Source organism: Dorea sp. BIOML-A1, assembly GCF_009875615.1.
Taxonomy (GTDB): Bacteria; Bacillota; Clostridia; order Lachnospirales; family Lachnospiraceae; genus Dorea_A; species Dorea_A amylophila.
This window is the reverse complement of the sequence record NZ_WWSA01000019.1, coordinates 39,164-57,787: the sequence shown is the minus strand read 5'-3', so window position 1 is coordinate 57,787 and position 18,624 is coordinate 39,164. Positions and strand designations below refer to the sequence as shown.

The window sequence follows — 18,624 nt, the reverse complement described above, 5'->3', positions numbered from 1 at the left end:
TAACTATTTCCAACACCTTCTTCACATTCACTGGAACGGCTTTCTACTTTTTATTCCGTGGGTGTCGAATGCCTTACGAATGAAATGGCAAATGCGTAATCGTAGTGGCTTCCACCGGGTTACACTTCCGGATATTTCATTTATTAGCATCCGTAGCCAGTCACGACTTGAAGGAAACAATAGATAAGGATTATTGTGAATGTGGAATGCTGTTAGAAACAGTTAGAGAGTCAGAATCACCGTTAAAGGAACGAAGCGAACGTGTTTGAGGCGAACGCCGAGTTTGAGCGTAGTTCCTTTGCTTTTAGGTGGTTCTGACTCTCTTAGTGTTTCTTATGGTATGGAACCTGAACAAGAAGCCTTATCTATTGTTTCCTTCAAGGACTGAGAGGTCGCTTCCCCGTTAATAAATTAAATCCCAAGAATTACAGAATATCAATATATTCTCCGGCCAAAGCTTTATTCATACTTCTGACTGCACAGAATTTTCCACACATACTGCAGGTATCACTATGATCATCTTCCGGGCTTCGGCTGTCACGGATGGCTTTGGCTGTTTCAGGGTCTAATGCACAGGCATACTGTGCGTCCCAGTCAAGTTTCTGACGTGCTTCAGCCATTTTATCATCAATATCACGTGCTCCGGGAACACCTTTGGCGATGTCGGCAGCATGGGCAGCAATCTTGGAAGCAATGATCCCCTGTTTTACGTCATCTACATTAGGAAGCGCCAGATGTTCTGCAGGTGTTACATAACATAAGAATGCAGCACCATTCATAGCAGCAACTGCACCACCGATAGCGGATGTGATGTGATCGTAACCTGGAGCAATATCCGTAACAAGAGGGCCAAGTACATAGAACGGAGCACCCATGCAGATACTCTGCTGTACTTTCATGTTGGCAGCAACCTGATCAAGCGGTACATGTCCCGGTCCTTCTACCATTACCTGTACATTGTGGTCCCATGCACGTTTTGTAAGTTCTCCAAGACGCACCAGTTCTTCAATCTGGCATACATCGGTAGCATCAGCCAGACATCCAGGGCGGCATGCATCACCAAGGGAGATAGTAACATCATATTCTTCGCAGATATCAAGAATCTCATCATAGTGTTCGTAGAAAGGATTTTCTTCTCCGGTCATACACATCCATGCAAATACAAGACTTCCGCCACGGCTTACAATATTCATTTTACGTTTGTGTTTTTTTATCTGTTCAATCGTTTTACGTGTAATTCCGCAGTGAAGTGTGACAAAGTCCACACCATCTTCTGCGTGAAGACGGACAACGTCGATGAAGTCCTGCGCAGTCAGAGTTGCAAGATCTCTCTGATAGTGGATGACACTGTCGTATACAGGAACAGTACCGATCATAGCAGGACATTCATGTGTCAGTTTCTGGCGGAATGGCTGTGTGTTACCGTGGCTCGATAAATCCATGATGGCTTCAGCACCAAGATTTACAGCGCTCATAACTTTTTCCATTTCAATATTGTAATCCTTACAGTCGCGGGATACACCAAGGTTTACATTGATCTTGGTACGGAGCATGCTTCCGACACCCTCCGGATCAAGGCTGGTGTGATTCTTGTTGGCACAGATTGCAACCTTGCCTTCAGCAACAAGTTTCATAAGTGCTTCTGTTGTCATGTTTTCTTTTTTTGCTACAATCTCAATTTCAGGAGTGACAATTCCTTTTCTTGCAGCATCCATCTGTGTTGTGTAATTTCTCATGTGTTTGCCTCCGTTAAAAAATTAAATATAAGGTTATAATGCGTCAGCAAAAACACACAGATTTCGATGCAGGAAAACATTTCTCTACACAGATCTGAGGTTCATAAAAGAACTATGAAATTACTGACGCCTATATCAGATGGGAAATCTGATACTTGTGTATGCGGTACAAGGTGGTGTCCCCAATGTACCGTTTCTAAACAACTCTTAACGAGTCGTTTTTATCATAGCCATTACGCCGCTTTTGTTCAGCGCTGTAATCAGCAGAAATGCAAGAATGCTTCCTGCAATAGTAGAAATCAGAAATGGAACTACATAGACGAAGATTCCGGCAGGAGTGATTCCCATAATATATACTGCAACAGGATAAGCAGCCAGGCCGCCAAGAATTCCTGTGCCGAGTGCCTCTGCAAGACAAGTCAGGCTGAGCTTGTGGCAAATGGAGTATACAAGTCCACAGCAAAGTGCTCCAACCATACTTCCGGGAAAAGCCATCATGCTGCCAAGACCAAACAGATTTCGTAACAGGCTGGCACAGAATGCAATTCCTACACTGTACCAGGGCCCTAATGTGACTGCTGCCAGGATATTAATAATATGCTGTACAGGTGCACATTTACTGCCTGCAACCGGAAAGCTTAAGAAACTTCCGACAATGGCAAGAGCCGTAAATACACCGGCAAGAGCCAGTCGTCTTGTCCGTGAAGAGTCTGATGATAGAGTTGTGTGTGTCATAAATAAACATTCCTTTCATAAAAAATACCCTTCATTCATAAAGCAGATGGAGGGTACAAAAAGTAAAAAAAGAAGAGATGCGGGGGCATCTCTGTCAAATCAATACATGGTATGAATCCCTCCGTTGGCATTATCCAAATCAGGTAAAGGGTCGAAACGGAATTACGCTTCCTCTCAGCCGGTTTTCTCCAGCTCCCCCTGTTAATATGAACTTTGTTCACGGATTATTATAGCGTAGTCAATATCAGATAGCAAGAGAGAATGAGAAATTTTATATACATGTGATAGAAAATTATGGTAATATATAGAAAGATGTTGTAAATGAATATGTTGCTTTAAAGCACAGATGTGTGAACTGGAGGCTCAGAAGAATGAGAGAGAATAATTTGGCAAGGTTTATAAAAGCACAGGATTCTGATTATAAGACGGCTCTTGCAGAAATCAAGAGCGGACATAAGAGAAACTGCTGGATGTGGTATATTTTCCCACAGATACAGGGACTTGGCAGTAGTGGTACTGCAATGTACTACGCTATTGAGAACTATGAAGAAGCAAAGGAATATATAGAAAATCCGGTAACAGGTGCGCATTTAAGAGAAATCTCAGAAACACTGCTTTCACTGGAATCGAACGATGCTACGCAGGTGATGGGATGGCCGGATGATTTGAAACTCCGTTCTTCCATGACATTATTTGCACTGGCAACGAAGGAGAATGAGGTGTTCTTAAAAGTTCTGGATAAATTTTATGATAATCAGCCGGATGCACAGACGGTAGATATTTTGGATATGGGATATCTGGTAATGAAAATTGATGAACCGGATTTTGGATGTGAAGGAAGACCGGACGGGGTAGAACCAATGGCTAAAGTAACCCTTCTGAAGCTGAAAAGTGAAGAAGAGATCCAGTTAGAGATTCCGGATGCAGAACTTTACCGGAAAGAGATTGTTGAGGGGAGCGAAGTTGCAGTCAGTCCGGACGGAGTCATGATTAAGATGTAAACAGATCAGGGAGCCGTTTCAGAAGACGATAAGTAAATAAGACGGGTAATAATAAGTAATAAAGGGGAGTTTCAGGTGAAAGACAGAGACGAGAAAAAAGAGACCAAGAAGAAAAGAAAAGAAGAGAAAGAAGAACTGACCGGTATGGCGGCTGTATGGGATTATCTGAAAACATTTCTGATCATATTCTGTGTTGTATTTGCAATGAACAAACTGGTGTATATCAATGCCGTGATTCCGTCGGAATCCATGCAGGATACGATCATGAAGGGGGACCGTGTACTGGGAAACCGTCTGGCATATATAAAGGATAACCCGGAGAGATATGACATTGTAATCTTCAAATATCCAGATGATCCGTCCAAGATTTTTATCAAGCGCGTGATCGGACTGCCAGGAGAGACGGTTACCGTGAAAGACGGGAAGATTTACATTGATGGAAAAGAGCAGACACAGGCGGTAAGCTTCTGCCCGGAAGAGATGGCAGGAAGCTTCGGACCTTATGAAGTTCCGGAAGATAGTTATTTTGTAATGGGGGATAACCGGAACAATAGTCTGGATTCCAGATACTGGGATAACACGTATGTAAAGAAAGAGGCAATTCTGGCCAAAGCAGGATTCCGGTACTGGCCGCTTAATAAAGTTGGATTTGTAAATAAATCTGCAGAAAAATAGTTGCAATTGTTTTCCGTGTTTTATATAATGAATAAAGTTTTGCGAGAAAAGGCTCTGAAGCGATATCAGGGTCTTTTCTTAACGTAAACACATAGAAGGCAGCTTGAAGATGAAAGATAGCGATATACACAGATGACGGAAAAGGAGGAAAACAGGATGGAAAAAGATATGACGGCCGGCACTCCAGGGAAGATCATTTTCAATTTTACAATGCCGATCTTTATCGGTAATATTTTTCAGCAGTTTTATAATATGGCAGATACGGTGATCGTCGGGAAATTTGTCGGTAATGCGGCACTGGCGGCGGTAGGAGCATGTGGAACACTGGTATTTCTGATCATTGGCTTCCTGCAGGGAGTTACGGCGGGATTTACGGTTGTTACAGCACAGCACTTCGGAGCCGGAAACATGAAGGCGATGAAGAAGTCTGTGGCATCCGGTGCGGTACTTACAGGGATCGTAACCGTTATTCTTACATTGCTGAGCATGATCAGTATGGCGAAGGTGCTGCATTTGATGAATACACCGTCAGACATGTATGGAGAAGCTTACGGATATATTATGGTCATTTGCGGCGGGATTGTGGCACAGGCACTTTACAATTATCTTGCAAGTGTATTAAGGGCACTGGGCGATAGTAAGCGTCCGCTTTATTTTCTTGTGATTGCAGCACTTTTGAATATTGTGCTGGATCTGGTGTTTATCATTGTATTTAGAATGGGAGCGGCAGGGGCAGCCTATGCGACAGTGATCGCACAGGGAATTTCGGGAATCCTGTGTCTGCTATATATTGCAAAGAAGGTTCCCGCACTGTATCTTCATAGAGAAGACTGGGAAATAGATAAGAATCTGGCCGGATGGCAGCTGAAGATCGGACTTCCGATGGCATTTCAGTATTCCATCACGGCGATAGGAACGATTGTTGTACAGTCTTGCCTGAATATCCTCGGTTCTACAGCTGCAGCCGGATTTGCGGCAGCAAGCAAGATCGAGCAGGTGTTTACGCAGGCCTACGTTGCGCTTGGTACAACGATGGCGACTTACTGTGCACAGAATATGGGCGCAGGGAAATATACGAGAATCCGTAAAGGATTTAAGAGTGCAACATTGATTGGATTTATTTATGCGGTTGTGACAGGTGTGATTATTTTCTTTGTCGGAAAATATATGACGATATTCTTTGTATCAGAGAATGTAAATCAGATCATGGAATATGTGGATATTTATTTGAGGTGTGTAAGCGTGTCATTCCTGCCTCTTGTTATTGTTAATTTGTATAGAAACGGAATTCAGGGAATGGGATATGGACTGCTTCCGATGACAGCGGGGATTGCAGAACTTGTCGGACGGAGCGGTGCAGCGCTGATTGCATCACATTTTGGCAGCTATATGGGAATCTGTCTGGCATCTCCGGCGGCATGGGTGCTGGCGGGAACACTTCTTCTTATTATGTACTTTGAGATCATGAAAGGAAAGAAAGACAGAAATTTGAAAAATAGATAGAAAACTGAAAAGCAACTTGTTATAATAAAATGTACGAATAAACATAGAAACATTGATGGGTGAAACAGCATGAATCAAAGAGTAATAAAAAAAGTCCGCTGTAATATCTGTTCAGCGGGATGTCCGATCGATGCTTATGTAGAAGAAGGAACGCTTGTGTCGGTAGAAGGCAGCCGGGATCTTCCGGGGCAGAGTGGAGGATTATGTTCTAAAGGAGCTGCTTCCAGGCAGTATGTTTATAACAAAGACAGGATTCTGTATCCGATGAAACGGATCGGGAAAAAAGGCAGCGGGGAATTTGAACGCATATCCTGGGATGAAGCGTATCGGATGATTGCAGAGAATCTTCTCAGGATCAAAAAAGAATATGGTCCGCAGGCGGCAGTATTTTATGCGGGATATCCGAAATGGTACAGACCGGCACTTCTGCGGCTTGCCAATGCTTACGGGTCTCCGAATTACTGTACGGAATCCAGTACCTGTTTTCAGTCGGCGGCAATGGCATGGAGATCTATTTATGGAAATGACATCTGCTTTCCGGATCTGATGCATGCACAGACGGTTCTCGTATGGAGTAACAATCTGTATCATTCCAATGTGGGAATGGCAAGACCTTATCAGTCGTTAAAAGCACGTGGGGCGAAGATCATAGCCGTAGATCCAAGAGAGACCGTAACGACACAGGCAGCGGATATCCACTTGAAACTTCTGCCGGGAACGGACGGGGCACTTGCGCTGTCTATGGCACAGGTGATCATAGAAGAAGGGCTGTATGATAAAGAATTTGTAGAAACATATGTATATGGTTTTGAGGAGTATCAGGCGTATGTGAATCAGTTTCCGCCGGAAAAAGCAGAGAAGATCACCGGTGTAGATAAAGAACTGATCCGTGAGGCTGCCAGAATGTATGCGTCTAACGGCCCGGCTGGCATAATGTTTTCAGCGTCTCCAGTTGTACATAATATTAATGGAATGCAGAATTACCGGGCAGTGATGTGTCTGATCGCACTTACCGGCAACTATGATATTCCGGGTGGCAATCCGTCAAGACCGGGTCCGGTGTCTCCTTGCAATGAATATGGAAAAGTAAAACGGCTGGATACGATAGAAGCCATTGGTGAGAAAGATTTTCCGGCATGGTTTGATCTCCCGTGTGAGGAAGCGCAGTGTACAAGAATTGCAGATTATATTCTGAAGGAAGAACCATATCCGTTGAAAGCTGTGGTGGGATTCGGCCTGAACCACAGAATGTGGCCGGAGCCGGAGCATTTTCAGAAAGCATTAAAAGCGCTGGACTTTTATGTGAATGTAGATCTGTTTTTCTCGGATTCAAGCAAGATGGCAGACCTGGTTCTTCCGGCAGCGTCTTCCTTTGAACGAGATGTTGTGCTGAATGGACGGGGAGGAATGTTCTTCCTGTCAGAAAAAGCAATCGAATCGATCGGAGAGGCGAAGAATGATATTGAGATCATGATCGGCATGCTTCGTGCCATGCAGTTACATGATGAAGCATTGGAACATGGCTATGAGAAATATATGGAATATATTCTGGAGCCATCCGGTGTCACACTGGAGGAATTGCGGGCGCATCCGGAAGGGGTAAAAGGACGTGTGATCATTCCGCCGGCATTTAAGAAATATGAAAAAGAAGGCTTTCATACACCATCCGGTAAGGTGGAATTTGTATCACAGATACTCGAACGTTACAAAGACAGCCACGGATATTCCGGACTTCCGGAATACAGAGATTTCCGTGAGGTGTCAGGCATGGACAGGGAAGCATATCCACTGATTCTGAATACCGGTTCCAGAAAACCACAGCTTTTCCATGCAAGAACATACCGGGTACCGTGGCTTGCAGGACTTGAAAAGGCAACACTGGTAGAGATCCATCCGGAAGATGCGAAAAAGTATGATATTGCAGATGGTGACATGGTGAGGGTATCTTCCCCGGTGGGAAGTATCTGCGGAATTGCGGCGGTTTACCTGAACAGCCAGCCGGGAATTGTACACGTCTATCATGGCAATGCAAAGGGTGAGGCAAATGATCTGATAGACAGAAATTATCTGGATCCAATTTCAGGATTCCCGGGATATAAAAGTTATTTCTGTAAAATCGAGAAAGAAAAAGGCGAGGTGAAGGCATGAGTTACCGATTAAAATTTGATCCGGATAAATGTGTCGGCTGTTATGCCTGTCATATAGCCTGTCTGGATGCACACCATGATGTGGAAGATGTAGATGCAAAGAGCCATCGGACGGTCAAAAAGGTAGTGAAAAATCAGTTTGAAAAGAATATCTGTCCGGGCTGTGATCACTGCGGTATCTGTATCAAAGCCTGTCCGGTGCAGGCAATTTACAAAGATCCGAAGACTGGATTTGTACTGACAGACAAAGAAAAATGTATTGGATGTCATGCCTGCGAAAAGGTCTGCCCGAAAGACGTGATCCATTTTGACAAGGACGGAAAAATGGAAAAGTGTGACGGGTGTATTGAAAGAATCAGGGAAGGGCGGGAACCTGCCTGCGTCAGAGTCTGTTTTCCCGGTGCGATCACACTGGAATAAAGACGAATAGATAAAAAGGTGAGACTGATAAAAGTAAGAATAGATGAAACTGGATAAAGCTAAGTAAAGAGAGATAAGGATAAAGGCGTATGTTAAAAATCAAGGAATATGTGAAGGCAGAAAGTCTGGAACAGGCATATGAACTGAACCAGAAGAGGACGAACTGCATTCTGGGCGGCATGTTGTGGCTTAAGATGTCGAACCGGAATGTACAGAAAGCGATTGATCTGTCCGGACTTGGTCTGAATCAGATCGAAGAGACGGAAGAAGAATTCCGGATCGGATGTATGACGACACTCCGTGAACTGGAATGTCATGAAAGATTGAACCAGTGGTGTGAAGGCGCAGTAAAAGATGCGGTCAGTGATATTGTCGGCGTACAGTTCCGGAACCTTGCAACGATTGGTGGAAGTATATTCGGACGCTATGGATTTTCGGATGTACTGACGGTGTTTCTTGCAATGGACAGTTACGTAGAACTGTATAAAGGAGGGATTGTTCCATTACAGGAATTTGCGCAGATGAAAAGAGACAATGACATTTTAGTCAGAGTCATTGTAAAAAAGGATCAGAGAAATATGATTTATTTGGCACATAGAAATTCCAAGACAGATTTTCCGGTATTGACATGTGCGGTTTCAGTAAATGCTGAAAATGGATGCGTATGTATCGGTGCAAGACCGCAGAAGGCGGTCCGACTGGAACTGACAGAAGCAGTCAGAGAAAAAGTATGGAGCGGTGTCTGTACTGAAGAAGAGATGAAGAAAGAGGCAGAATGCATTGCTTCACAGGTGAAGACGGACAGTAATATGCGCGCCGGCAAAGAATACAGAAGCCGTCTGGCATATGTTCTGATCCGCAGGACATTGGAAGCACTGAATACAAAAGGAGGAGATCAGTAGGATATGAAAGTAAAGATTCTTTTAAATGGGACAATGAGAGAAGCGGAAATATCCAGCGATCAGCTTCTGATCGATTTTGTCAGAGATCATGGATGTTATAGTGTAAAACGTGGATGTGAGACGTCCAATTGTGGTCTGTGTACGGTATTCGTAGATGATAAACCGGTATTGTCCTGTTCTATGCTGACAGCAAGGGTTGACGGATGCAAGGTGGATACGTTAGAAGGACTTCAGGAAGAAGCAAAAGAATTCGGTGCATTTGTTGCAGATCAGGGTGCAGAACAGTGCGGTTTCTGCAATCCGGGAATGATCATGAATGCAATTGCCATGTTCTGCGAGAATCCGGAGCCGACAAGAGAAGAGATCAAGGCATATCTTGCGGGAAATCTTTGCAGATGTTCCGGATATGAAGGACAGCTTCGTGCAATGGAAGCATTTATCGAATACAGAAAGAAAGGAGAAAGATCATGAAAGCAGTCGGACAACCGATAAGAAAAAAAGACGCAATGGCACTGGTGACAGGAAAACCGGTATTCATGGATGATCTTGCTCCAAAGGACTGCCTGATCGTAAAGGTACTCCGAAGCCCGCATGCCAATGCGATCGTAAAATCAGTAAAGACAGATGTGGCAAAAAGAGTGCCGGGGATTGAAGACGTTTACACATGGGAAGATGTGCCGCAGGAAAGATTTACAACAGCAGGACAGACCTACCCGGAGTTCAGCCCATATGACCGGCTGATCCTGGACCGGCATGTCAGATATGTGGGAGATCCGGTGGCAATCGTTGCAGGTGAGAATGAGGCATGTGTGGATAAAGCGTTAAAGATGCTGAAGGTGGAATACGAAGTGCTTCCGGCAGTTCTGGATTTTCATATGGCAAAAGATGGTGATGTTCTGGTACATCCGGAAGATAACTGGAAAGCACTCTGCAAGGTAGGCGCCGATAATAAGAGAAATCTCTGTGCAAGCGATTCTACGGAAGACGGAGATGTGGATGCAGTGCTGGCAGATTGTGATGAGGTCGTAGAAGGAACTTATCACGTCAGGGCTGCGCAGCAGGCCATGATGGAGACATTCCGTACCACTTGCTTTATGGATGCTTATGGAAGAATGAATATTTTAAGTTCCACGCAGATCGTATATCATGTAAGACGAATCATTTCCAATGCACTTGGAATTCCGAAATCCAGGATCCGTGTCAGTAAGCCAAGGATCGGAGGAGGATTTGGTGCAAAACAGTCGGTTGTGGCTGAATTATTCCCAGCATTTGTTACATGGAAGACCGGGAAAGCATCGAAGATGATCTTTACGAGAGAAGAATCACAGATTGCATCGTCTCCAAGACATGAGATGGAAGTTCATGTACGTCTTGGTGCATCCAGAGAAGGAAAAATCCGTGCGATTGATGTGTATACACTGTCAAATACAGGGGCATATGGAGATCACGGTCCGACAACAGTCGGATTATCGGGACACAAATCCATTCCTTTATATAGTTCTGCAGAAGCACACCGTTTTGCATATGATGTTGTCTATACAAATCACATGGCAGCAGGAGCGTACCGCGGATATGGAGCAACACAGGGAATCTTTGCGGTGGAATCTGCGGTAAATGAGATGGCGCAGAGACTTCATATGGATCCTGTGGAGATTCGTCTTAAGAACATGGTAAGAGAAGGCGACGTTATGCCGGCATATTACGGTGAGACGGCGAAGAGCTGTGCACTTGACCGTTGCCTTGAACGGACTGCGGAGCTGATCGGATGGAAAGATAAATATCCATACAAAGATATGGGAAACGGCAAAGTCAGAAGTGTGGGAATCGCAATGGCTATGCAGGGTTCCGGAATCTCCGGTGTCGATGTAGGATCTGCAACCATTAAGATGAATGATGATGGATTCTATACTCTGATGATCGCAGCGGCAGATATGGGTACCGGATGTGATACGATCCTTGCACAGATGGCGGCAGAATGCCTGGATTGTCCGGTGGAAAATATAGAAGTCCTCGGAGCAGATACGGATTCGTCTCCATACGATTCGGGATCTTATGCGTCAAGTACGACATATGTAACAGGAAAAGCGGTAGAAAAAGCCTGCCAGAAACTGATCGCCAGAATTCTTGAGATTGCATCCGGTATGCTGGATGCACCGGTGGAAGAACTGGAATTTGCAAGCGACCGTGTAGAATGGCCAAAAGTACGGAAGTCTGTATCACTGATAGATATTGGTACGAAATCAATGTGTGGAAATGGCTGTGCACTGGAAGCGACAGAAAGTAACAGTTCACCGACATCACCGCCGCCATTCATGGCAGGAGCTGTGGAGATTGAACTGGACAAAGAGACCGGTCATGTGGAGATATTGGATTATAAAGCGGTTGTGGACTGCGGAACAGTAGTGAATCCAAATCTTGCAAGAGTACAGACCGAAGGTGGTCTGGTACAGGGAATTGGCATGACGCTTTATGAGAACATCCAGTACAATGACAAAGGAACCATGTTGAATAATTCTTTCATGCAGTACAAGATCCCGTCCAGAAGAGATATGGGAAACATCCAGGTGGAATTTGAAAGCAGTTTTGAGCCGACGGGACCGTTCGGAGCAAAATCCATCGGAGAGATCGTAATTAATACTCCTGCACCGGCACTTGCACATGCAATTGCCAATGCGACAGGAATCTGGTTTAAGGAACTTCCGATTACCAGTGAGCAGATCGCAATGGGAGTTTTTGAGAAGGAAGATATAAAATAGATCATATATTAAAAAATATATGTATAAATGACTTGCAATCAGAACGAAAAGTCATTACAATATGGGGTAACGTTTAGAAAAATATGTGGAGGCCGCTAAGATGCAGTTATTAAAAGACAGAATCCGCAAGGATGGAAAGATAAAAGAAGGCAACGTCTTAAAGGTGGACAGCTTTCTCAATCATCAGATGGATGTAAAGCTATTTCAGGAAATCGGGAAGGAATTCAAGAGAAGATTTGAAGGTGAGGAGATTACGAAGATTCTTACAATCGAAGCTTCTGGGATCGGAATCGCATGTGTTGCGGCTGAAGTATTTGATGTACCGGTTGTATTTGCAAAGAAGACACAGACAAAGAATATTGCAGGGGATGTATATACAACAAAGGTAGAATCATTCACACACGGAAGAGTTTACGATATTATCGTTTCCAGAGAATTTCTTGGAAAAGGAGATAAGGTTCTTCTGATTGATGATTTCCTTGCTAACGGGAAAGCACTGGAGGGACTGGCAGAACTGGTTAAAAAGTCAGGAGCCGAGCTGGTCGGAGCTGGTGTTGTAATCGAGAAAGGATTTCAGGTTGGTGGAGATATCATCCGCTCCAAAGGAATTCATCTGGAGTCTCTGGCAATCGTAGAAAGTATGGATGAGAAGACAGGGGAAGTCGTTTTCCGTAATTAACAGCTAAAATTCAAAGGATTTTTTAAGGGAATGTGAGGGTTTCATATTCCCTTTTTTTTATTCCTATGCTATACTTTATGATAAGTATGTGAATGCATAAAGAGAACTTATAGTAAGGAGTAAGAACTTATGAAAAGAGTATTGTTAAAACTCAGCGGGGAAGCTCTCGCAGGCGATAAAAAGACAGGATTTGATGAAGCTACCTGTATGGGTGTTGCAAAACAGGTAAAGCAGCTTGTAGATGATGGGGTACAGGTTGCGATTGTAACAGGTGGTGGTAACTTCTGGAGAGGAAGAACCAGCGAGACGATAGACCGTGTTAAAGCAGACCAGATCGGGATGCTGGCAACAGTTATGAACTGTATTTATGTATCTGATATTTTCCGTTATGCAGGAATGAAGACAGAAGTATTTACACCATTTGTGTGTGGCGCATTTACTACATTGTTTTCTAAAGATGCGGCAGTAGAAGCACTGAATGAAGGAAAAGTTGTGTTCTTCGCAGGTGGAACAGGACATCCATACTTCTCGACAGATACTGGTGCGGTTTTAAAAGCAATTGAGATTGAAGCAGATGCTATGCTTCTTGCAAAAGCAATTGACGGGATTTATGACAGCGATCCGAAGGTTAATCCGGAAGCAAAGAAATATGACGAGATTTCTATTCAGGAAATTATTGATAAGAAGCTGATGGCTGTAGACCTGACAGCATCTATTATGTGTCTGGAGAATAAGATGCCGATGCTGGTATTCGGACTGAATGAAGAGAACAGCATTGTTGAGACGATGAAGGGAACATTTACAGGAACAAAAGTAACTGTATAAGTATTATAATGGATTATTGCGATAAAAGGAGATCACGCTATGAATGAAAGATTAAAAACATTTGAGGAAAAGATGAAAAAAACAATTGGAAATCTGGACGGAGAACTTTCAGCAATCCGTGCAGGACGTGCGAATCCAAATGTGTTAAATAAAATTGTAGTAGACTATTATGGAACACCGACACCAATCCAGCAGGTGGCTAACGTATCTGTACCGGAAGCGCGTATGATCCAGATCCAGCCATGGGAGAAAAGCATGGTAAGAGAGATCGAGAAAGCAATTATGACTTCTGATCTCGGAATCAATCCTACCAATGACGGAACAACTGTACGTCTTCTCTTCCCGGAACTTACAGAGGATCGTAGAAAAGAACTGGTTAAAGATGTTAAGAAAAAAGGGGAAGCTGCAAAAGTTGCAATCCGTAATATCCGTCGTGACGGAATTGATGCAGCTAAGAAATTAAAAGGAACAGATGTCTCAGAAGATGAGATCAAGGACATGGAAGATGATCTGCAGAAACTGACAGATAAATATGTAAAAGAAGTGGATAAAGCTGTAGAATCAAAATCAAAAGAGGTTATGACAGTATAAGATCTGCAACAGATAAAAAGGTATAGAATAAGAAGGGGATAAGATCCAGAGAATCTGGAACTGTCCCCTCTGTTCTTGTATGACTGAAGAGCACTAAAAAGTTTTTGGGTTACATAAGTTCGAATGTGTTAGTAGGAGGAAATAATCATATGAATGTACCAAAGCATGTTGCAATCATATTGGATGGAAATGGCCGTTGGGCTAAGGCAAAGGGAATGCCCCGGAATTATGGTCACGCACAGGGTAGTAAGAATGTAGAGCGTATCTGTGAGGAAGCATGGAGAATGGGGATTAAGTACTTGACTGTCTATGCATTTTCTACAGAAAACTGGAACCGTCCGGATGATGAAGTCAATGCATTGATGAAGCTTTTACGTAATTATATGAAGACATGTCTGAAGACAGCAGCAAAGAATGATATGAAGGTCCGTGTGATTGGAGATATCACCAGACTGGATGAAGATATTCAGAAGAGAATTCTGGAACTGGAAGAGGCAACGAAGAATAATAGCGGTCTGAATTTCCAGATTGCGATCAATTATGGAAGCCGTGATGAGATGGTCCGTGCAATCCGGAAGCTTGCAAAGGATTGTATAGATGGAAAAGTGAATCCGGAAGAGATTGAAGAACAGACATTTGAACAATATCTGGATACAAAGGGAATTCCGGATCCGGATCTGATGATCCGCACAAGCGGGGAACTCAGACTTTCCAATTATCTGTTATGGCAGCTGGCGTATACAGAGTTTTATTTTACAGATGTTCCATGGCCGGATTTCAGTAAAGAAGAACTGGAAAAGGCGATTGAACAGTATAATCACCGCGACAGACGTTACGGCGGTGTGAAGGAGGAAGAAGAACAGAATGTTTAAGACAAGATTATTAAGTGGGATTGTTTTGGTCATTATCTTAATAGCAACAGTTGGAACCGGTGGCGGATTGTTGTTCGGTTTTCTGGCACTGATCAGTCTGATCGGATTGTCGGAACTTTATAAAGTTGTGGATGTGCAGAGCAAGATATTAGGTTTTACCGGTTATCTGGCAGCCGTTGTATATTACGGAATCTTATATACCGGACAGATGCAGTATGTGACATTTCTTACGATTGTATTTCTGGTCGTACTGATGGCGGTATATGTATTTTCATTTCCGGTATTTAAAGCAGAGCAGGTGATGACGGTATTCTTTGGTGTATTTTATGTTGCAGTGATGCTGTCTTATGTATACCAGACAAGAATGCTGGATGACGGAGCTGTTGCAGTATGGCTTATCTTTTTGAGCTCCTGGGGATGCGATACTTGCGCGTACTGCGTAGGTATGCTTCTTGGAAAGCATAAGATGGCACCGAAGTTAAGCCCGAAGAAATCTGTAGAAGGTGGAATCGGTGGAATCGTAGGAGCAGCTCTTCTAGGGGCAATCTTTGCTCTTGCAGCGAATAAGATTACAGGAGCAAGTGTGAATCCGGGACAGTATGCAATTATCTGTGGAGTTGGAGGAATGATCTCACAGATTGGTGATCTTGCAGCTTCTGCGATCAAACGTAATCATGATATCAAAGATTATGGAAAACTGATTCCGGGACATGGCGGAATTCTTGACAGATTTGACAGTGTTATCTTTACGGCGCCGATCATTTATTATCTTGCAACATTTCTTGCAGGCAGATTGTAGGAGGTTCATATGAAAAAGATAGCAATTTTAGGTTCCACTGGTTCTATCGGGACACAAACGCTGGAAGTGGTCAGAGAGAACGGCGATATTGAAGTGCTTGGACTGGCAGCCGGAAGTAATATTAAGGTGCTGGAAGAACAGATCCGTGAATTCCATCCGCAGATCGTGGCTGTATGGTCAGAAGAAAAAGCAGAGGAATTACGTGTGAATGTAGCAGATACGGACACGCAGATCGTGGCAGGCATGGATGGACTTCTGGAAGTCGCAACCATGAATGATACAGAGATTCTTGTGACAGCGGTTGTCGGTATGATCGGTATCCGTCCTACAATTGAAGCAATCAAGGCAGGAAAAGATATTGCGCTTGCCAATAAAGAGACGTTGGTAACGGCAGGACATATCATTATGCCGCTGGCAAAAAAGATGGGAGTATCGATTCTCCCGGTAGACAGTGAGCATAGCGCCATTTTCCAGTCATTACAGGGCAATCGTCACGGGGCAGTTCATAAGATTCTTCTGACCGCATCCGGCGGTCCGTTCCGTGGGAAAAAATCAGAAGAACTGATGGAAATCAAGGTGGAAGATGCATTGAAGCATCCAAACTGGTCAATGGGACGTAAGATCACAATTGATTCCTCTACAATGGTCAACAAAGGTCTCGAAGTCATCGAAGCCAAATGGTTATTTGATGTAGATGTGGATCGGGTGCAGGTTGTAGTACAGCCACAGAGTATTATTCATTCTATGGTAGAGTATGTAGATGGTGCGATCATTGCAGAGCTTGGAACACCGGATATGAAGCTTCCAATCCAGTATGCATTATATTATCCGGAGAGAAGATTCCTCCCGGGGGACAGAGTAGACTTCTGGACATTGGGAAAACTGGAATTTGAGAAGCCGGATACAGATACATTCTATGGACTGGAGCTTGCATACGAAGCAGGAAGAAAGGGCGGAAGCCTTCCGACTGTATTCAATGCAGCAAATGAACTTGCGGTAAGCAAGTTCCTGAACAGAGAAATCAAGTATCTGGAGATCACGGAGATCATCGAAGACTGTATGAAGGCACACAAAAATATTGAAAATCCAACATTGGAACAGATTCTGGAGACAGAAGCAGCGACCTATGAAAGAATCAACAGCAGGAGGTAATTAGAAATTTGGGAATTATATTAGCAATCTTGTTATTCAGCTTCATCGTATTTTTTCATGAGCTGGGGCATTTCTTACTGGCGAAGAAAAATGGAATTGATGTAGATGAGTTTGCTATAGGAATGGGACCGGCAATTTATTCAAAAGAATATAAAGGGACCAGATACGCCGTACGTATCCTTCCAATCGGAGGGTTCTGTGCGATGGGGGAAGATGAAGAGGCGAATGATTCGCCGAATAACTTTAATAATAAATCCGTATGGGCGCGAATCTCAGTCATAGCGGCAGGGCCTGTGTTTAACTTTATTCTGGCTTTTATCTTTGCAGTGATCATAACGGCAATGGTTGGTTACGATAAGCCGGTAATCGGGGCAGTGGAATCCGGATATCCGGCAGCGGAAGCTGGTTTGAAAAAAGGTGACGAGATCGTGCAGATGGGGGATAAAAAGATCCACATTTTCCGTGAAGTCAGTTTTTATAATCAGTTTCACTCTGATGAAGACGTGGTTGTCACTGTGCTGAGAAACGGAAAAGAAAAGACCGTTACACTGACTCCGAAGATGGACAAAGAACTGGGATATAAGAGACTCGGAATCGGCAGTTCCGGTTATACCAAAGCCAATGCACTGACGGCGGTCAAATATGGCGGCTATGAAGTGAAATTCTGGATCTGCACGACATTGGACAGTCTGAAGATGTTAGTGACCAGACAGATCGGAGTGAACGAACTTTCCGGACCGGTCGGAATTGTTAATACGGTAGATACCACCTATAAGCAGAGCCGTTCCTATGGTCTGTTTGTCGTCATTGTAGAGATGCTGAATCTGGCAATTCTGCTGTCGGCGAACCTTGGTGTGATGAACCTTCTGCCGCTTCCGGCACTGGATGGGGGACGACTGGTGTTCCTGATCATCGAAGCAATCAGAGGAAAGCGTGTGCCGCCGGAGAAAGAAGGGTATGTACATTTCGCAGGGATCGTGCTGTTGATGGCGCTTATGGTGTTTGTGATGTTTAATGATGTGCATCGGATATTCTTTGGGGGATAGAAGAAATCATTATTGATGATCTTAAGATTTGCGTTGCAGATTTGGTGAAATAATTACTATTATTTTTATAATTTTGTTTTTAAATCGGAAAGAAATCAAAAAGGAGATCTTTCCGATTTTCTGTGCGCTTGGCTGCGCATGTTGCAGTAAAATATATAGTTGGGAAAATGACAGATGAAGACTTATTGCATCAATTAAAAGCTGCAAGTGAAAATCACTGCCTTTTTTATGAACAGGTATCTGGTGAATGGATTGACGGAGCAGAAAGGAAGAAAAATGAGAAAAGCGATTGTATACACATCTGTGCATCATGGAAATACGGAAAAATTAGTAAAAAGGATAGTAGAAGAATGTCAGGTGGATTTGATAGATGCTATAAAACAAATGAACGCAGATTTAAATGATTATGATATGATTGGGTTCGCATCAGGAATCTATTATTCAAAATTCCACCGGTCAATATTAAAATTTTCTGAGGAGAATTTATCAGCCGACAAAAAGGTATTTCTGATCTGTACTTATGGTGGAAGTGCAAATTTTAAATCTATAGAACAGATTTTGAATAAAAAACATGCCAGTGTGGTTGGAAAATTTGGCTGTAAAGGGTATGACACATTCGGTCCATTTAAACTGGTTGGCGGTATTGCTAAAGGGCATCCAGATGAAGAGGATATGAAAAATGCAGTGGACTTCGTAAAAGGATTACACTAATTGAAAAATTCAGATTATATAATCAAAAGGCATGCGAAAAATGAATGGACATTTTTTTCATGCCTTTTTAAAGC

General features: G+C 43.4%; 18 protein-coding genes and 1 riboswitch. Of the genes, 16 read left to right on the top strand and 2 right to left on the bottom strand.

Annotated features, from left to right (window positions below; translation table 11 throughout):
- Nucleotides 1–425 precede the first annotated feature (425 nt).
- Nucleotides 426–1,736 carry a phosphomethylpyrimidine synthase ThiC gene (thiC, locus tag GT508_RS08885; RefSeq protein ID WP_022415567.1) on the bottom strand — a complete coding sequence of 437 codons (1,311 nt, stop codon included), beginning with the start codon at nt 1,734–1,736 and terminating at the stop codon, nt 426–428.
- Nucleotides 1,737–1,943: 207 nt separating this feature from the next.
- Nucleotides 1,944–2,471 (bottom strand): energy coupling factor transporter S component ThiW, encoded by a 528-nt coding sequence (gene thiW, locus GT508_RS08880; protein WP_161144063.1) that lies wholly within the window; start codon nt 2,469–2,471, stop codon nt 1,944–1,946.
- A 98-nt stretch (nt 2,472–2,569) separates the two neighbouring features.
- A riboswitch (TPP riboswitch) is annotated at nt 2,570–2,680 on the bottom strand.
- 162 nt (nt 2,681–2,842) lie between these two features.
- Here thiW and GT508_RS08875 point away from each other — a divergent pair.
- The 16 genes from GT508_RS08875 (at nt 2,843) to GT508_RS08800 (ending at nt 18,550) form a co-directional block, all read left to right on the top strand.
- Nucleotides 2,843–3,472: a DUF1810 domain-containing protein gene (locus GT508_RS08875; protein ID WP_138376964.1), complete on the top strand. Its 630-nt coding sequence runs from the start codon at nt 2,843–2,845 to the stop codon at nt 3,470–3,472.
- Between the two features lie 144 nt (nt 3,473–3,616).
- A complete protein-coding gene (lepB, locus tag GT508_RS08870) occupies nt 3,617–4,147 on the top strand; it encodes a signal peptidase I (RefSeq protein ID WP_161144064.1) in 531 nt (176 codons plus the stop codon).
- A 156-nt stretch (nt 4,148–4,303) separates the two neighbouring features.
- Nucleotides 4,304–5,650 carry an MATE family efflux transporter gene (locus tag GT508_RS08865; RefSeq protein WP_161144062.1) on the top strand — a complete coding sequence of 449 codons (1,347 nt, stop codon included), beginning with the start codon at nt 4,304–4,306 and terminating at the stop codon, nt 5,648–5,650.
- Between the two features lie 69 nt (nt 5,651–5,719).
- Nucleotides 5,720–7,798, top strand: coding sequence for a molybdopterin-containing oxidoreductase family protein (locus GT508_RS08860; protein WP_161144061.1), 2,079 nt, complete (start codon nt 5,720–5,722; stop codon nt 7,796–7,798).
- A complete protein-coding gene (locus tag GT508_RS08855) occupies nt 7,795–8,217 on the top strand; it encodes a 4Fe-4S dicluster domain-containing protein (RefSeq protein WP_117598067.1) in 423 nt (140 codons plus the stop codon). Before GT508_RS08860 ends, GT508_RS08855 begins: the two co-directional genes overlap by 4 nt.
- Before the next feature lie 89 nt (nt 8,218–8,306).
- Entirely contained in the window at nt 8,307–9,119 is an 813-nt protein-coding gene (locus GT508_RS08850) for an FAD binding domain-containing protein (protein WP_022415574.1), read from the top strand.
- 3 nt (nt 9,120–9,122) lie between these two features.
- Nucleotides 9,123–9,590 (top strand): (2Fe-2S)-binding protein, encoded by a 468-nt coding sequence (locus tag GT508_RS08845; RefSeq protein ID WP_161144060.1) that lies wholly within the window; start codon nt 9,123–9,125, stop codon nt 9,588–9,590.
- Nucleotides 9,587–11,875, top strand: a complete 2,289-nt coding sequence (locus GT508_RS08840) for a xanthine dehydrogenase family protein molybdopterin-binding subunit (RefSeq protein WP_161144059.1) — start codon at nt 9,587–9,589, stop codon at nt 11,873–11,875. Before GT508_RS08845 ends, GT508_RS08840 begins: the two co-directional genes overlap by 4 nt.
- A gap of 100 nt (nt 11,876–11,975) precedes the next feature.
- On the top strand, nt 11,976–12,554 hold the full coding sequence (locus tag GT508_RS08835) for a xanthine phosphoribosyltransferase (RefSeq protein ID WP_028086240.1): 579 nt from the start codon (nt 11,976–11,978) through the stop codon (nt 12,552–12,554).
- A gap of 129 nt (nt 12,555–12,683) precedes the next feature.
- Nucleotides 12,684–13,379 (top strand): UMP kinase, encoded by a 696-nt coding sequence (pyrH, locus tag GT508_RS08830; RefSeq protein WP_161144058.1) that lies wholly within the window; start codon nt 12,684–12,686, stop codon nt 13,377–13,379.
- Nucleotides 13,380–13,418: 39 nt separating this feature from the next.
- Nucleotides 13,419–13,970, top strand: coding sequence for a ribosome recycling factor (gene frr, locus GT508_RS08825; RefSeq protein WP_028086241.1), 552 nt, complete (start codon nt 13,419–13,421; stop codon nt 13,968–13,970).
- Between the two features lie 149 nt (nt 13,971–14,119).
- The gene (locus GT508_RS08820) at nt 14,120–14,842 is read left to right on the top strand and encodes an isoprenyl transferase (RefSeq protein ID WP_117598065.1); all 723 of its coding nucleotides are present in this window, start codon (nt 14,120–14,122) and stop codon (nt 14,840–14,842) included.
- Complete coding sequence (locus GT508_RS08815; protein ID WP_161144057.1) at nt 14,835–15,641, top strand: phosphatidate cytidylyltransferase; 807 nt, start codon at nt 14,835–14,837, stop codon at nt 15,639–15,641. Before GT508_RS08820 ends, GT508_RS08815 begins: the two co-directional genes overlap by 8 nt.
- A 9-nt stretch (nt 15,642–15,650) precedes the next feature.
- On the top strand, nt 15,651–16,793 hold the full coding sequence (locus GT508_RS08810; protein ID WP_117598063.1) for a 1-deoxy-D-xylulose-5-phosphate reductoisomerase: 1,143 nt from the start codon (nt 15,651–15,653) through the stop codon (nt 16,791–16,793).
- A gap of 8 nt (nt 16,794–16,801) precedes the next feature.
- Nucleotides 16,802–17,839 carry an RIP metalloprotease RseP gene (gene rseP, locus GT508_RS08805; RefSeq protein WP_161144056.1) on the top strand — a complete coding sequence of 346 codons (1,038 nt, stop codon included), beginning with the start codon at nt 16,802–16,804 and terminating at the stop codon, nt 17,837–17,839.
- 276 nt (nt 17,840–18,115) lie between these two features.
- Entirely contained in the window at nt 18,116–18,550 is a 435-nt protein-coding gene (locus GT508_RS08800) for a flavodoxin family protein (RefSeq protein ID WP_161144055.1), read from the top strand.
- The last annotated feature ends 74 nt before the right edge of the window (nt 18,551–18,624 follow it).

What these genes read in the sequence shown, in the direction of transcription:
- thiC (WP_022415567.1), bottom strand. Translation starts at nt 1,736, where the DNA reads ATGAGAAATTACACAACACAGATGGATGCTGCAAGAAAAGGAATTGTC.
- thiW (WP_161144063.1), bottom strand. Translation starts at nt 2,471, where the DNA reads ATGACACACACAACTCTATCATCAGACTCTTCACGGACAAGACGACTG.
- GT508_RS08875 (WP_138376964.1), top strand. Translation starts at nt 2,843, where the DNA reads ATGAGAGAGAATAATTTGGCAAGGTTTATAAAAGCACAGGATTCTGAT.
- lepB (WP_161144064.1), top strand. Translation starts at nt 3,617, where the DNA reads ATGGCGGCTGTATGGGATTATCTGAAAACATTTCTGATCATATTCTGT.
- GT508_RS08865 (WP_161144062.1), top strand. Translation starts at nt 4,304, where the DNA reads ATGGAAAAAGATATGACGGCCGGCACTCCAGGGAAGATCATTTTCAAT.
- GT508_RS08860 (WP_161144061.1), top strand. Translation starts at nt 5,720, where the DNA reads ATGAATCAAAGAGTAATAAAAAAAGTCCGCTGTAATATCTGTTCAGCG.
- GT508_RS08855 (WP_117598067.1), top strand. Translation starts at nt 7,795, where the DNA reads ATGAGTTACCGATTAAAATTTGATCCGGATAAATGTGTCGGCTGTTAT.
- GT508_RS08850 (WP_022415574.1), top strand. Translation starts at nt 8,307, where the DNA reads ATGTTAAAAATCAAGGAATATGTGAAGGCAGAAAGTCTGGAACAGGCA.
- GT508_RS08845 (WP_161144060.1), top strand. Translation starts at nt 9,123, where the DNA reads ATGAAAGTAAAGATTCTTTTAAATGGGACAATGAGAGAAGCGGAAATA.
- GT508_RS08840 (WP_161144059.1), top strand. Translation starts at nt 9,587, where the DNA reads ATGAAAGCAGTCGGACAACCGATAAGAAAAAAAGACGCAATGGCACTG.
- GT508_RS08835 (WP_028086240.1), top strand. Translation starts at nt 11,976, where the DNA reads ATGCAGTTATTAAAAGACAGAATCCGCAAGGATGGAAAGATAAAAGAA.
- pyrH (WP_161144058.1), top strand. Translation starts at nt 12,684, where the DNA reads ATGAAAAGAGTATTGTTAAAACTCAGCGGGGAAGCTCTCGCAGGCGAT.
- frr (WP_028086241.1), top strand. Translation starts at nt 13,419, where the DNA reads ATGAATGAAAGATTAAAAACATTTGAGGAAAAGATGAAAAAAACAATT.
- GT508_RS08820 (WP_117598065.1), top strand. Translation starts at nt 14,120, where the DNA reads ATGAATGTACCAAAGCATGTTGCAATCATATTGGATGGAAATGGCCGT.
- GT508_RS08815 (WP_161144057.1), top strand. Translation starts at nt 14,835, where the DNA reads ATGTTTAAGACAAGATTATTAAGTGGGATTGTTTTGGTCATTATCTTA.
- GT508_RS08810 (WP_117598063.1), top strand. Translation starts at nt 15,651, where the DNA reads ATGAAAAAGATAGCAATTTTAGGTTCCACTGGTTCTATCGGGACACAA.
- GT508_RS08800 (WP_161144055.1), top strand. Translation starts at nt 18,116, where the DNA reads ATGAGAAAAGCGATTGTATACACATCTGTGCATCATGGAAATACGGAA.